General features: G+C 71.6%; 12 protein-coding genes. 4 read left to right on the top strand and 8 right to left on the bottom strand.

The genetic code is table 11. The features are described from left to right. Window positions 1-111: 111 nt before the first annotated feature. Window positions 112-1,524 carry an esterase-like activity of phytase family protein gene (locus FRANEAN1_RS02965; protein WP_020458263.1) on the bottom strand — a complete coding sequence of 471 codons (1,413 nt, stop codon included), beginning with the start codon at window positions 1,522-1,524 and terminating at the stop codon, window positions 112-114. A gap of 156 nt (window positions 1,525-1,680) precedes the next feature. After that, window positions 1,681-2,430, bottom strand: a complete 750-nt coding sequence (locus FRANEAN1_RS02960) for a 5'/3'-nucleotidase SurE (RefSeq protein WP_041253651.1) — start codon at window positions 2,428-2,430, stop codon at window positions 1,681-1,683. 465 nt (window positions 2,431-2,895) lie between these two features. Here FRANEAN1_RS02960 and lysA point away from each other — a divergent pair, with 465 nt between their 5' ends. Next, window positions 2,896-4,209, top strand: coding sequence for a diaminopimelate decarboxylase (gene lysA / locus FRANEAN1_RS02950; RefSeq protein ID WP_020458261.1), 1,314 nt, complete (start codon window positions 2,896-2,898; stop codon window positions 4,207-4,209). 57 nt (window positions 4,210-4,266) lie between these two features. Here lysA and FRANEAN1_RS02945 read toward each other — a convergent pair whose 3' ends face one another. Next, window positions 4,267-5,037 (bottom strand): dienelactone hydrolase family protein, encoded by a 771-nt coding sequence (locus FRANEAN1_RS02945; protein WP_041253649.1) that lies wholly within the window; start codon window positions 5,035-5,037, stop codon window positions 4,267-4,269. A 78-nt stretch (window positions 5,038-5,115) separates the two neighbouring features. Here FRANEAN1_RS02945 and FRANEAN1_RS42985 point away from each other — a divergent pair, with 78 nt between their 5' ends. From FRANEAN1_RS42985 to FRANEAN1_RS02935, 3 genes are all read left to right on the top strand, one after another. Beyond that, complete coding sequence (locus FRANEAN1_RS42985) at window positions 5,116-5,250, top strand: hypothetical protein (protein WP_347176967.1); 135 nt, start codon at window positions 5,116-5,118, stop codon at window positions 5,248-5,250. A gap of 209 nt (window positions 5,251-5,459) precedes the next feature. Further along, window positions 5,460-6,389: a PASTA domain-containing protein gene (locus FRANEAN1_RS02940; RefSeq protein ID WP_041253648.1), complete on the top strand. Its 930-nt coding sequence runs from the start codon at window positions 5,460-5,462 to the stop codon at window positions 6,387-6,389. Between the two features lie 1,635 nt (window positions 6,390-8,024). Next, window positions 8,025-9,239 (top strand): ABC transporter substrate-binding protein, encoded by a 1,215-nt coding sequence (locus tag FRANEAN1_RS02935; RefSeq protein WP_020458258.1) that lies wholly within the window; start codon window positions 8,025-8,027, stop codon window positions 9,237-9,239. A 117-nt stretch (window positions 9,240-9,356) separates the two neighbouring features. Here the strand turns inward: FRANEAN1_RS02935 and FRANEAN1_RS42980 are convergent, their stop codons facing one another. From FRANEAN1_RS42980 to kdpB, 5 genes are all read right to left on the bottom strand, one after another. Next, window positions 9,357-9,689: a hypothetical protein gene (locus tag FRANEAN1_RS42980; protein ID WP_347176966.1), complete on the bottom strand. Its 333-nt coding sequence runs from the start codon at window positions 9,687-9,689 to the stop codon at window positions 9,357-9,359. Beyond that, window positions 9,614-10,027 carry a hypothetical protein gene (locus FRANEAN1_RS42975; protein ID WP_347176965.1) on the bottom strand — a complete coding sequence of 138 codons (414 nt, stop codon included), beginning with the start codon at window positions 10,025-10,027 and terminating at the stop codon, window positions 9,614-9,616. Before FRANEAN1_RS42975 ends, FRANEAN1_RS42980 begins: the two co-directional genes overlap by 76 nt. 45 nt (window positions 10,028-10,072) lie before the next feature. Next, a complete protein-coding gene (locus tag FRANEAN1_RS42970; RefSeq protein WP_020458255.1) occupies window positions 10,073-10,321 on the bottom strand; it encodes a hypothetical protein in 249 nt (82 codons plus the stop codon). Window positions 10,322-10,509: 188 nt separating this feature from the next. Further along, window positions 10,510-11,418, bottom strand: a complete 909-nt coding sequence (locus tag FRANEAN1_RS02925; RefSeq protein WP_020458254.1) for a potassium-transporting ATPase subunit C — start codon at window positions 11,416-11,418, stop codon at window positions 10,510-10,512. A gap of 3 nt (window positions 11,419-11,421) precedes the next feature. Then, window positions 11,422-13,686 carry a potassium-transporting ATPase subunit KdpB gene (kdpB, locus tag FRANEAN1_RS02920; protein WP_020458253.1) on the bottom strand — a complete coding sequence of 755 codons (2,265 nt, stop codon included), beginning with the start codon at window positions 13,684-13,686 and terminating at the stop codon, window positions 11,422-11,424. Window positions 13,687-13,689 lie beyond the last annotated feature (3 nt).

Here is a 13,689-nt window from a genome sequence, read left to right as displayed (position 1 = left end):
GGGCATGAAAGGTAGCCGGCGTGTTACGGCCGAGGACCACCTACCGACGGGCGGCGAACGGGTCGGAGCTGGGAGCAGGCCCGGAAACGGAGCCTCGGGCGAGGCCCGGAATCAGCCGAGCGGTCGGTTCAGCCGCAGCTGGAGAATCTTGCTCTCGACACCCGAATCCACGAGCTGGCCGGCCTCGTTGAACGATCCGAGCCCGAAGTCGTTGTCGTTCGCGACGGCGATCGTCCGTCGATCAACGATCGCGATGCCCTCAATTTTGTCCGGCATGCCCGCAACGCCTTCGAGATCGACAGCGAGACGCTTCGGCAACACGGTGACGCCAGCCTTCGCCGGGTCGGCCAGCGACTCGAGGGACGGAGCGGTCGCCGTGTGGTCCCACCGGCTGCCGAGGATGTTCGTCGCCTGGCGCAGGTCGACGCTGTAGAGCCGGGAGACGGCGTCGGTCCGCTCGTTGACCAGCAGGGTGTTACCGTCCACGGCGGCGAGCGAGGAGATCTTCATCTCGGACGGGTCACCGTCGGCGTCCGGGTCGAAGGTGGCGACGTCCTCGAAGCGGTAGACGTACTCGCCGGTCACCTTGCTGCTGGCGGTGTCGAACCGGAAGATCCGCACGTTGCGCGAGGCGTTGCCGGTGCCGGCGTCGGGCAGCTGCAGCGGGCTCTGCACTGCGAGGTACAGCGTGCGCCCGTCCGGAGCCAGCGCGATGCCCTCGAAGCCACGGTTGATCTTGCGCCCGCCGAGGACGCCCGGCAGCGAGGCGACCACCGGGTAGTCAGCCCCGGTCAGATTGACGCCGGCGGGGATGTAACGGGCCAGGACCTGGCCGCGCGCACTCACCCGCAGCAGCGACGGGCTGTACTCGTCCACCAGCCAGAACTCGCCGGACCGGGTGCGGATCAGCCCCTCGGTGTCCAGACCGTTCGGGTCGAACGGGAGCGGGGTCTGGGCGTCCCAGGTGTAAGGGGTCTCGTCGAAGCCGTTGATGTTCGACAGCCCGGTGACCGGCTTGCCGTGCGCGGTGGTGATCGGCAGCGCGTCCAGCACCTTGATCGTCGAACCGTCGGCCCGGACCCGCACGATGGCCGGGTCGAAGCCGGGCACCGGGAAGGTCCGCCGGTTCTTACCGTCGATCTTGATCTGCCCGTTCGGGCCCCGGTCGGTGATCGTCCAGAACTCGTTCGGGCGGCCGGCCGGGAACAGGTCACTGCCGATCCCGCCGAGGTCGACCCCGCGGTCGGTGTCGACCGATCCCCGGATCAGCCCGTTGGAGAAGTCGGCCAACGGGATGTCGGGCAGCGTCGCGGTGGACAGCACCGTCGGCACGGTCGATCCGGCCCCCCTGGCCGCGTCCCCGCCCGCGGACACCACCGGTGCCGCCGCCGACGCCGCCGACGCCGCCGGTCCGACGGCGACCGCGAACGGCACCGCCAGCGCGATGCCCATGACCGCCGAACCCACGACCGCCGACACGCGGGTCGCTCTGCGCGCCGCGGTCTTCCCCCCAGTACCCGACATCGGTACCCCTTCTGCTCTTGTTGTGGAGTTCCAGCCGCCCACGCGGCCGGAATCGGACGTTAGGTGGGCGCAATGGCCCGCCGATGAATCCCGGCTGGCCGGTGGCCTGCCGGTTTGCGGCGGGCCGGTTTGCGGCGGGCCCGCTTGTCGGCGGGACTACTTCGCGGCGGGCGACGGCCCCGCCGGGGCCGCGGTCACGACCGCGGCCGGGGTGTCCGGGCTGGCCGGGCTGGCCGGGCTGGCCGGGATCTCGGTGAGCGTCGCGAAGCCCGCCGTGAACGCGGCGACCTCCTCGCCCGGCTCTGCGCTCGACGTGCAGTCCTGCGGGGCCAGCGCGACGGCCAGGTCCGGCAGCGCCGGCTGGGTCGGCAGCTCACGCTCACCGCGGATGCGTCCGCCGGCCGCGCAGTTCGGGATGTTCAGGTTGGCGATGGTGGCCCGCGGGCCGCTCGAGGGCGCGCCGGCCGACAGCTCCGCCCGGTGCGCGGTCACCCAGTCGGTGACCAGCTTGACGGCGGGGGCGAAGTCGAAGGCGTCACCCGTCCCCATGCTCGACGCGATCGCCGGGACCCCGCGGGACGCGGCCGCCCTGGCCGCGCCGACGGTGCCGGAGAGGTCGACCACCGGACCCAGGTTCTGGCCCTGGTTGATGCCGGAGACGACCAGGTCCGGGGTGAGCCGCAGGACGTCCAGCGCCACCGTGACGGCGTCCGCCGGGAAGCCGTCGACGGCGGTCGCCGTGATCCCGCCGGCGGTGGCCGCGTCGCGGTGCGTCGGGGTGGGCATGGTCGTCTTCCCACCGCCACCGCAGCCGGCCGCCGTGAGAACCACGGCGACCGCGGCGAGGAGCGCGGCCGACGCCCGAGCAGTCCGCCGACGGCGATCCGAACGTCCCACTTGCCCCACGAGATCTCCCCTGCGCCGTCCGGAGTCCCCGGACCTGCCGCCCGTGGACTGCACGCGCCTCTTCATATCGCCCTACCAGGGCGTCTCGCTCCCGCCGGCGAAGCACCCGGGCCGGCGTCACGAACTGTTCGCACAGCGGGCGAACGCCGGAAAACTCACGTTCAGCATGAGTTCGACCTTGGTAACGCGCCGGTCGCGCAGCCGACCCCGACGCCCGGCCTCCCGCACCGGGCGTCCCACACCCGGCGACGGGCCGGCGGCGGACAGCCGTCGGCCCGCCCGCCGCCGGATCGACGGCGGCACGCCGGAGCCCGCGGAGCGCTGCCGGAAGGTCCACAGGCACTACCGGCAGATCCACAAGGGGGAAGCGAGCGGTCTGTACCGTAGCCTTCAATGAGCCTTTGCCGCCGAGACCGGTGATAAGGGCCGGGCAGGCTGGCGCTGGCCATCACGGTGAGGATGCAGATGGACGAGTTCTCCTATCGCGACGGCACGTTGTGGTGTGAGCAGACAGAGCTACGCGAGGTGGCCGAAAAATTCGGTACGCCGACCTATGTCTACTCTGCGGCGACCCTCGTCGATCACTATGTGCGGTTCGCGAAGGCGTTCGAGTCGATCAACCCGCTCATCTGTTTCTCCGCGAAAGCGCTGAGCAATGTTCACCTGCTCCGGCTGCTCGCCGGGCAGGGCGCCGGCATCGACACGGTGAGTGGCGGCGAGCTGCACCGCGCGCTGGTCGCCGGGGTCGACCCGGAGCGGATCGTGCTGGCCGGGGTGGGCAAGTCCGTCGACGAGCTGCGCGCCGCGGTCCGCCACGACATCCGCTGCATCAACGTCGAGTCCGAGGCCGAGGTCGAGCTGCTGGCGCGCGTCGCGCGCGAGGAGGACCGCCGGCCGCGCCTGGCGATCCGGGTGAACCCCGACATCGCGCCGGACATGCGCACCCCCGCCCGGACCACCACCGCCATCCGCGGCGCCAAGTTCGGGGTCGACATCGAACGGGCCGCGGCGCTGTTCCGGGCCGCCTCCACCGACGAGTTCCTGCGCGCCGAGGGCTTCCACGTGCACATCGGCAGCCCCATCTTCGACCCGCGGGTCTACGCGACGGCGCTCGACCGCATCCTGGCACTCACCGCCGGGCTCGAGGCCGATGGGCACAGCGTCACCACCCTCAACGTGGGCGGCGGCTTCCCCGCCGAGTACACCGAGGGCAGCGCCCCGGGCTGGGACGACTTCGCGGAGGCGATCTGCCCCCGGCTGCAGGGCTTTGTCGACCGCGGCGGGCAGGTCGTCTTCGAACCGGGCCGGACGATCGCGGCCAACGCCGGCATCCTGCTCGCCACCGTCCGTTACCGCAAGCGCGCGGGCGACCGCGAGCTCGTCGTGATCGACGCCGGGATGACACATATAGTCCGCGCTGCGATGTACGACAGCTACCACTTCATGTGGCCGGTGACTCCGGTGAACGGCACCGTTCCCCGCTCACGGGACCAGCAGTCGATCGATGACCTCGTCGACTACGACGTGGTCGGCCCGATCTGCGAGTCGAGCGACTATCTGGCAAAAGGCCGGGCCCTGCCGGCGATGGTTTCCGGGGATCTCATCGCGATCTTCAGTGCGGGTGCCTACGGAATGACTATGACGAGTAACTACAACAGCCAGCTCCGGCCGGCCGAGGTTCTCGTCCGCGGCGGCCGGGCGGATCTCATCCGCCGCCGCGAGACCTACGACGACCTCGTCGCCCTCGAGCTCCTCGACGGCCTGACCCCACCACTCTGACGCCACCGCTCTGACCCCACCGCCCGGCACCCCCGGCAGGGCGCCGGGCGGCGTGGCTCAGGTCGTGGCTACGTGGATTTCCAGCCAGCGGAGCATCCGGGCCCATGCGTCGCGGGCGGCCACCGGGTCGTGGGTGGAGGGCCGCTCGGGTGTGTGGAAGGCGTGCTGGGCGCCTGGATAGCTGATCAGTTCGGTCGGCACCGGCGCCCGCGCGGCAGCGGCGCGCAGCGACCGGATCTCGTCCAGCGTGACCCAGGTGTCGTTCTCCCCGTACAGCCCCAGCCACGGCGTGCGCAGCTGGTCCGCGACGTCCAGCAGCGGCGGGGCGCCCGTCCAGTACGGGGTGCTGACCGCGCCGCCGTAGAAGGAGACCGCCGCGCCGAGGCGGTGCCGCACGGAGGTGAGGAACGCCGCCGTGCCGCCCATGCAGAACCCGATGATCGCGGCCCGGGACGGCGGGAGCCCCACCGTGGCCAGGTGTTCCAGGCAGGCGTCCACGTCGGCGGCAATGCCGGCCGCGGTCAGCGTCAGCATCTTCGACGAACCCTCGGCCACCGGCACCTCGGTCAGGCCGTCCCGGTGGTAGAGGTGCGGCGTCAGCGCGAGCCAGCCTTCGGCGCACAGCTGCTCGCACACCGCGAGCACATAGTTCGTGATTCCGCGCGCGTCGGGGATGACGATGACCCCGCCACGCGGCGACACTGCCGAAGCGGGCGCCGCGACGCTCACCGGAACGGTGCCGCCAGGGGCGTCCGCGCAGCCCCGGTCCTCGTTCCCGACCCCGTTCCCGCCGCGGCCGAGGCGCAGGCGGACCGTCTCCACCGTCATGACGACATCATGGCGAACGCACCACGGACGGCGCGCCCCCATCGGCACAGGCGGGAGGACCTCACCCGAGGAGCGCCCATGCCCGCCCCGTCCCCCTCATCCACCCCGCCCGCTCCGGGCGCTCCGCCCGCTCCATCCGCGGCAGCCGCCATCGCCGAACGCGACGAGCCGGGCTGGCGCCGCTGGCTCGCCTCGACCTTCCCGGCCGCCTGATCCGGAGCGGCTGATCCGCCGACCTGGGCGGATTAGACTCACTCTCCGCCACATGGCTTACGGCGGGGGGGTACGCCGGCGATGCGCCCACTCGGTTCGCAGTACGTTCTGCATGCACCACTCGGTCGCGGCGCCATTACAGCATCGGGATCGTCGTCTACGAGCTGCTGGCCGGCCGGCCGCCGTTCAACGCCGAACATCCGATCGCCATGCTGCGGGCGCATCTGGAACAGACGCCCGCTCCCCTCGAGGCCCTACCCGGAACGCTGTGGGCCGTCATAGCCCGCCTGCTCGCGAAGTCCCCCGGCGATCGCCCGGCCACGGCCAGCCACGCCCGCGCCGGACCCCACGAGCCCCACGAGGCCGACCCCGCCGGCGCTCCCGGCGCTCCCGGCGCTCCCGGCGACACGGTCATCTCACCACGGCCCGGGATGTCCCTGTCACCGGTCGGGGCCCGCCTGGAAGGCCAGCCCGGGAATGCGGCGGAGCCCGCCGCGGGAGACCACGCGCACGAGACCCTGTTGTCTCCCCTGCCGGGCGACCTCTCCCGCGTGCCGGCGCGCTCCCCCGACCCGGCCACCGCGCATGCCAGGACCACCGCGCATGTCGAGACCACCGCGGCTGCCGCGGCGGCCACGGCTGGGACCGCTGGGACCGCCGGGACCGCCGACGACCTGCTCGGATCGTCCCCGGAAACCGGGCGGCCCGGGCGGCGGGCCCGGCCGCCCCGGTCGGGTCCGCCGGCGGCGACCGGCCCGGGCACGACCGCGGGCCCGGCCCCGGCCGCTCCCGTCCCGGCCGCCGGATCACCGGCGGCCGGGTCAGCGGCCGCGGGTGGCTCGACCGCCTCGACCGGCGAGCAGCCGGCGCCCCGGCAGGGCGACGAGCCGACCGGTGGATCAGCGGTCACCGAGCAGCCACCCGGTGATGGGCTTGTGGCCGTGCCGGGGGTGCTGAACATGGTTCTCGCCGATGCCTCTTCCGCGCTGAAGGCGGCCGGCTTCTCCAACATCCCGTACCTGTACGAGTGCCTGGGCGCGGCGAGTCTCGGCACCGTCGTCACGCAGTCGCCGGCGCCCGGGACCAGTCAGGGCACGTCCGCGGCGGTGGACCTCCGGCTCCAGGCGAACAACTACTGATCCCCGATCCCGGCTGATCCCGGCTGATCCCGGCTGATCCCGGCTGATCCCGGCTGATCCCGGCTGATCCCGGGCCAGTTGAGACAAGATCCCGCCCCCTGTCAACGCCTGCGGGGAACCGAGACATGTCTCACCGATGAGCGCACTGGCGTCCGCGCACGCGGGCGACGGCACGGACCACGGCCACCGGCCCCGGTGTCGGGCGCCCTCGCCGTGCCCGCCCCGGAACAGGCATGGCGGTCCAGTCATCCGCCGCGGGACGCACCGGGACCACGGGCCTACCGCGCCCGCAGCCACAATCGAGAGAAATCCTATTTTCACCGCGTAAAAACCCGGCGCCAGGATCGCAAGCGGCACCGCTCCGGACGGGCGCCACGCCGCCTCAGATCGCTTTCCCAGGCCATTTACTTCCGGCGGACAAAGTCTGCAAACACCGTTCTCTTGAGCGGGAACGCCGACCCGTAAACGCGCCACAAGGAACATCATCCACGGAGGGAGTCCGTTGCCTTAAAGCTTTCATATTTCCATGAAACCAGGTTCCAGATACCCCGAAATCCGCCGGCGACGCCTGTCCCACAAAAGGCACTCAGAACCGATCTCCACCCACGAGAGAGGCGCTCCATCCCCGCCAGGAACAGAAAGACCGACACCGGCTCGGCGCATCGTCAGGCGATCCTTTGCGGCGACGACACCAGGATCAGGCCGGCCACCGCTCGGGCGCGTTCCGTCCAGCAGCGTTGATGACCCGCAGGAGATGCGCACCGACCCGCCAGCCGTCGAAGTGTGCAGGGTCACACATCACTCGCGCTCACATATGGGACATTTACGGTCGCTTAACTACATAAATCCCGGCACCTGGCGCAAGTCCGACGAGCCGCGCCGCCCGCGGCCCGGGGCAGCCGTGGGGCCCGTCGACCGGCCGCTCCCCAAGCCGGCTTCCACGCAGGCCGCACACCCGCGACCGTCCAATCACCACAGGGGGTGACGTCCCGGCTCCCAGGCCGGACATTCGCCCAAGGGAGGCGCGCCACCGAACCCACGGGCGGCCCACCGCCTTCCGCCGGCCGCACCTGGCACCCCTATTCACCCGCGTACGTTTCGCGAGCACACGTCACGGCCCGTGCCGGGCAGGCCAGGCAGACCGGCAGGCGTCACGGACACGGCCCGCCGGCACGATTCCTGCTAAACCACCCGATTCCGCCGGATCCACGCTCCGGCCGGCCGCCGTCCAGTCGACATGGGGCGCCCGGAAGCACGCCCGCGGCCAACACCATCGGCCGAATCCATCACATTCGGCCCGATCCGATTCATCCCCGACGGCCACCATGGCCCGGGTGCCCCGGAAGGAATCGAGAGAACGCCGTCCTGCAGTGACGGAAATCATGAATCCGGCGCCTTACCAGATCCGTTTCTGGAGGGTACTTCCGGCCCCTTCCGCGATTTGGCGCAAGGCGGCCCGAGCATCGCGCGGCACGGCGGACCCGCCGCGACTGCCGCTATCTCTGCCCTGCTAACATCCAGACGATTCATAAACGATGAAGGTTTGGACGGGGAGCGCCGACCTGGGCGCGGGCCGGAGGCGGACCGCCACGCGCCTCCCCGTCAAGTCGCTGTTTATCTTCTGTGGGGTTACTGGTGCGCTTAGGCGGATTGACAAGACGGCTCAGCGTGGCGGCGGTCGCGGCCCTCGCCGTCGCCGTGGCCGGATGCTCAAGCACGGGGGGCGGTGGCGATTCGCCGGCCGCTTGCAACAGCCCCGGCGTGACGCCCGACCAGGTGAAGATCGGTTTCGTGTACTCCGACTCGGGCACCGGGAGCAGCTCGCTCTCCTCGGCCCGCGCCGGTCTCGACGCGCGGATCGGACTGGCCAACCAGGAGGGCGGGGTACACGGCCGCCGCATCGCCTACGAGTGGCGCGACGACGGCTCGTCCGCGACGGAGGACGCACGTGCCACCACGGAGCTCGTCCGCGACCGCTCGGTCTTCGGACTGGTGACGGCCACGGCGTTCCTCAGTGGCTCGGTGGAGAGCCTCGCGGCGCAGAAGGTCCCCGTCTCGGGCCTCATCCAGCCGGCCTGGGCCAACTACCCGAACCTCTTCTCGTTCATGTACGAGGTCGCGCCCGAGGCCGCCGGGCAATACCTCCAGCTCAACGGCGCGAAGAAGGTCGCCTTCCTGGTCACCGGATCGGGGGCCTTCACGCTGGAGACAGTCGAGCGGTACAAGGCCGCCTTCGGCAGGATCGGGCTCGCGACGGCCGACACCATCTCCTTCGCACGGAGCACCGACAGCCCGGCCCAGGTGGCGCAGCGGCTGTCCAGCATGGGCGCCGACGCGCTGGTCGGCTTCTCGACCCCCGAGGACTTCGCCGACGTGCTGGGGGCCGCCCGCGCGGCCAACGTGAGGATCGTCAGCAGCCTCTCGCTCACCGGGTACGACCGCAACGTCCTGCACCAGCTCGGGCCGTCCCTCGCCGGGGTCTCGTTCGGGGTGAACTTCAAGCCGTTCGAGGTGGGTGACGCCCCCATCCAGCGCTACCGCGACGCCATGACCCGCTTCGCACCCGAGACCGTCGTTCCCGAGCAGCAGTTCGCGATGTACGCCTACCTGTACACCGACCTGTTCCTGCGCGGGCTCGAGATCGCCGGCGACTGCCCCACCCGCGAGGCCTTCATCAGCGGGCTGCGGAAGGTGACCAACTACGACGCCGGTGGCCTGATCGAACCGGTGAACCTCGGCACCAACGCCACCCAGCCGCTGCAGTGCAACGCGTTCGTCCGGATCAACCAGACCGGCGACGCGTTCGAGGTGGCCAACCGACGGCTCTGCGCCGACGGCTCCAGTTCCTGACCAGCCGGCCACCCTGCTGGACGGTCGGCCGTTCAGCCGGGACTTCGACCGACAAGCAGGCGGCGGTCCCGCGGGAGTCGACTCCCGCGGGACCGCCGCTTCCGTTCGCGACGGATCTCAGCTGGCGGGCGTGGCCGCCCGGTGGCGCGGGATCGCCAGCGCGGCGACCGCCGCCGCCACCGCGGCCCCGGCGTACAGCCCGAACAGCTCCCGGTAGCCGGTGAGGGAGGGCAGCTCGGCCGCGCCGACGGTCATCGTCTCCGCCACCAGGATGCTCCCGCCGATGGCGCTGGCCAGCGAGCTGCCGATCGCCCGGAACAGCGTGTTCAGGCCGTTGGCCGCGGCGATCTCCTCCGGCGGGGTGTGCGCGTTGATCAGTGACGGCATCGCCGCGTAGCCGATGCCCGTCCCGATGCCGACCACCGTCGTACCCGCGATGATCTCCGGCATGGACCCGGTGAAGGTGATCCGCGCCAGCCATCCGACGGCGACGATGACCGCCCCAGGGCGAGGGTCTGTCCGGCGCCGCGCATCGCCACCAGCCGCGCGGAGACCGGGGCGAGGAACAGCATCCCCAGGGCGCCGGGCAGCAGGACGAGGCCGCCGACGACCATGGAGGAGCCGAAGCCGTACCCACTCGTCTCGGGTGCCTGCACGTAGGACGACGTCCCGATCAGCAGCGCGATGTTGTCGGTCAGGGCGGCGAGCAGCGAGCCGACGACGAGCATGGCGAGGGCGACCAGCAGCAGCCGGCGCTTGCCGAACATGTCACCCAGCCGGCCGAACACCGGCACCGCGATGGCGGCGACGAGCAGCGTCGAGGTCAGCAGCCACTAGACCTCGCTGGCCGAGGCGTTCAGCTCGGCGGGCAGCGTCGGCAGCACCGGCACGAGCAGGGACTGCGACATGGACACCATGAGCGCGCCGAATCCGACGACGACGAGCTCGGCCCGCGCCTGCCCCGGTGAGGTGCGGGCGCGGGCCTGCGCCGAGCGTGGCTTCGTCTGCGTGGACAGATCGGTCGTGTTCGGCCCTTCGTGGGTCGCGTCGGCCTGGCCCTGCGCCGCTGCGACCGGCCGCACGACCTAGGTCGTTAACGGAAGGATCTCTTCCGGTTAAGCTAACACAAGCGGAGGAAATCCTTCCGGTTCAAGGACGCGGACCAGCATGTGACGGCGGACTCAGCGCAAGGGAGGACCCACCGCAACCGGGGATCCAGCGCAACCCGGGACCCTGCGCAACCGGGGACCCGGCGCGGCGGACCGTTCCGTCAGCTGCGGGCGGCGGCGGCCGGCGCGAGCGCGTCGAGATCGAGGTTCAGCTCGAGGACGTCGACGCTGCGCTCGCCGATGAAGCCCAGGGCCCGTCCGGTGGTGTTCTCGTTGACGAGGTCACGGACCTTGCCGGCGGGCAGGCCGCGCTCGCGGGCGACCCGCGGGATCTGCAGCTCGGCGTAGGCCGGGCTGATGCCGGGGTCGAGGCCGCTGCCGCTGGCGGTCACCGCGTCGGCGGGCACGGCCGGGGTCTCGGGAGCGTCGCCGCGGACGAGGACCCGTTCACCCGCGGCGATGTCGTCGCCGGGGGCGCGGCAGGCGACCGCGATTCCCTGGTAGGTGGCGAGGAACGGGGTGGTGGGGCAGGGCTCGTTGGCGCTCACCACCCGGATGATCGGGCCGGCGGGACCGGGGCCGGCGTGGTAGACGGCGAGGACGGCCCCGACGCCGGAGGCGGTGCAGTACTTCCGGCCGCCGTCGACCCCCTCCCGCTCACCGATCGCCAGGCTGCGCTCGCAGACCTGGGTGAGCAGGCTCTGCCGGCTCTCGTCCTCGGGGGTGGCCAGGTCGTCGGGGGTGTCGACGACATCCTCGGGCCCGAGGTTGGACGCCGACGTGGCGGTCGGGTCGTAGCCGTCGCCCGCGGCGGACGGCCGGCTCTGGAAGTACGCGGGCAGCGCGTTGCCGTCGCTGTCGGTGAACGACTGGCCGATCAGGGAGGAACCGACCCGCTGGCCTTCCGCGTTGGTGACGAGGGAGCCGTCCGCCCTGTCTTTGAGGCCGGGGATCTGGGCTAGCGCCAGGATCGCCAGCGGGTAGGCCAGCCCGAGCAGGACGGTGAGGACGAGCAGGGCGCGCAGCGCCGCGAGGTGCTGGCGCAGCCAGGACGGAAGCCGAGTTGACATGGTTCAGCCCACTCCCGGGATGAACTGGACGAGAAGATCGATGACCTTGATGCCGGCGAACGGGACGACGATCCCACCGAGGCCGTAGACGTAGAGGTTGCGGCTGAGCAGCTTCGACGCGCTGGCGGGGGTGTAGCGCACACCGCGCAGCGCGAGCGGGATCAGCGCGACGATGACGAGGGCGTTGAAGATGACCGCGGAGAGGATCGCCGACTCGGGGCTGGCCAGCCGCATGACATTGAGCCTGTCCAGGCCGGTGTAGACGCCGGCGAACATCGCCGGGATGATCGCGAAGTACTTGGCGACGTCGTTGGCGATGGAGAAGGTCGTCAGCGCCCCGCGGGTGATGAGCAGCTGCTTGCCGATCTCGACGATCTCGATGAGCTTCGTCGGGTTGCTGTCGAGGTCGACCATGTTGCCGGCCTCCTTCGCGGCCGACGTGCCGGTGTTCATGGCCACCCCGACGTCGGCCTGCGCGAGCGCGGGCGCGTCGTTGGTGCCGTCGCCGGTCATCGCGACGAGCTTGCCGCCCGCCTGCTCCCTGCGGATCAGCGCGAGCTTGTCCTCCGGAGTCGCCTCGGCGAGGAAGTCGTCGACACCCGCCTCGTCGGCGATCGCCTTCGCGGTGAGCGGGTTGTCCCCGGTGATCATCACGGTGCGGATACCCATCCGGCGCATGGCGTCGAAGCGCTCCCGCATGCCGGATTTCACGACGTCCTTGAGCTGGATGACGCCGAGCACCCGCGCGGCCGGGCCGGACGGGCCGGACGGGCCGGACGGGCCGTCGATGACCTCGCCTACGACCAGCGGGGTACCGCCCGAGGCGGAGATACCGTCCACGATCTCCCCGACCTGGGCGGGTACCTGCCCCCCGTTCTCCCGCACCCACCGGGTGACCGCGCTTGCCGCCCCCTTGCGAACCCGCCGGGCGCCGACGGCGCTGGACGTCCCGGGGGCGCCGGGCGCGCCCGGGCCGGTGGGCTCGGGCGCCAGGTCGACGCCGGACATCCTGGTCTGGGCGGTGAAGTGCACGAACGTCGCGTGCGCCAGCTCGCCCGGGGTGCGTTCGCGCAGGCCGTGGTGCTCCTTGGCGAACACGACGACCGAGCGGCCCTCGGGGGTCTCGTCGGCGAGCGAGGAGAGCTGGGCGGCGTCCGCCAGCTCCGCCTCGCTCACGCCGCCGACGGCGAGGAACGCGCTGGCCTGCCGGTTCCCCAGGGTTATGGTGCCGGTCTTGTCGAGCAGGAGCGTGTTGACGTCGCCGGCGGCCTCCACCGCCCGGCCGCTCATCGCGAGCACGTTGCGCTGGACGAGCCGGTCCATCCCGGCGATGCCGATCGCGGAAAGCAGCGCTCCGATCGTGGTCGGGATCAGGCAGACCAGCAGGGACGCGAGCACGATCCCGGTGATCCCGTCACCGGTCAGGGTGGAGCTGTCCGGCAGCGCCGGCTGCTGGGCCTTCGAGTAGATCGCCAGCGGCTGCAGCGTGGCGACGGCCAGCAGGAAGATGACGGTCAACGCGGCCAGCAGGATGTTGAGCGCGATCTCGTTCGGCGTCTTACGCCGGTTCGCGCCCTCGACCAGGGCGATCATCCGATCGATGAAGCTCTCCCCGGGCTTCTGGGTGATCCGGACGACGATCCGGTCGGAGAGCACCCTCGTCCCGCCGGTGACCGAGGACCGGTCACCACCGGACTCCCGGATCACCGGCGCCGACTCGCCCGTGATCGCCGACTCATCCACGCTGGCGATGCCCTCGACGATGTCACCGTCCCCGGGGATGAGCTCCCCCGCCTCGACCACGACCAGGTCGTGCTGGGCGAGCCGCGGCGCCGGCACGCTCTCGACCGCGGCGCTCTCGACGGGCTGGCCCGCGCGCCAGCCGACGAGCCGGCGGGCGACGGTCTCGGTCCTGGCCCGGCGCAGGGCGGCGGCCTGCGCCTTGCCGCGCCCCTCCGCGACGGCCTCGGCGAGGTTGGCGAAGATCACGGTGAGCCACAGCCAGACCGTGATCATCCAGCCGAACGCCGACGGGTCGATGATCGCGAGAACGGTGGTGTACGCGGCGCCGACCTCGACGATCAGCATGACCGGGTTGTGCCACAGGGTCCGCGGGTCGAGCTTGCGCACCGCGCTGGGCAGGGACGTCCAAAGCTGCTTCGGGTCGAGCAGACCGCCCCCGACCCGCCGCGGTCGGGCCGGCTGCGTTTCCCGCCGGCCGGCGGCGCTGGCGCCGTCCTGGTGCGCGGCGATGGTGGTGGTACTCATCGG

Source organism: Parafrankia sp. EAN1pec (genome assembly GCF_000018005.1).
Lineage (GTDB): Bacteria > Actinomycetota > Actinomycetes > Frankiales > Frankiaceae > Parafrankia > Parafrankia soli.
The sequence above is the reverse complement of the archived record's forward strand: the minus strand, read 5'-3'. Positions and strand labels throughout refer to the sequence as shown.

Coding starts and splice junctions, on each gene's coding strand:
- FRANEAN1_RS42980 (WP_347176966.1), bottom strand. CDS start 9,689: ATGCCGGAGATCATCGCGGGTACGACGGTGGTCGGCATCGGGACGGGC.
- FRANEAN1_RS02945 (WP_041253649.1), bottom strand. CDS start 5,037: ATGACGGTGGAGACGGTCCGCCTGCGCCTCGGCCGCGGCGGGAACGGG.
- FRANEAN1_RS02965 (WP_020458263.1), bottom strand. CDS start 1,524: ATGTCGGGTACTGGGGGGAAGACCGCGGCGCGCAGAGCGACCCGCGTG.
- FRANEAN1_RS02925 (WP_020458254.1), bottom strand. CDS start 11,418: ATGTCAACTCGGCTTCCGTCCTGGCTGCGCCAGCACCTCGCGGCGCTG.
- FRANEAN1_RS42985 (WP_347176967.1), top strand. CDS start 5,116: ATGCCCGCCCCGTCCCCCTCATCCACCCCGCCCGCTCCGGGCGCTCCG.
- kdpB (WP_020458253.1), bottom strand. CDS start 13,686: ATGAGTACCACCACCATCGCCGCGCACCAGGACGGCGCCAGCGCCGCC.
- lysA (WP_020458261.1), top strand. CDS start 2,896: ATGGACGAGTTCTCCTATCGCGACGGCACGTTGTGGTGTGAGCAGACA.
- FRANEAN1_RS02940 (WP_041253648.1), top strand. CDS start 5,460: ATGCTGCGGGCGCATCTGGAACAGACGCCCGCTCCCCTCGAGGCCCTA.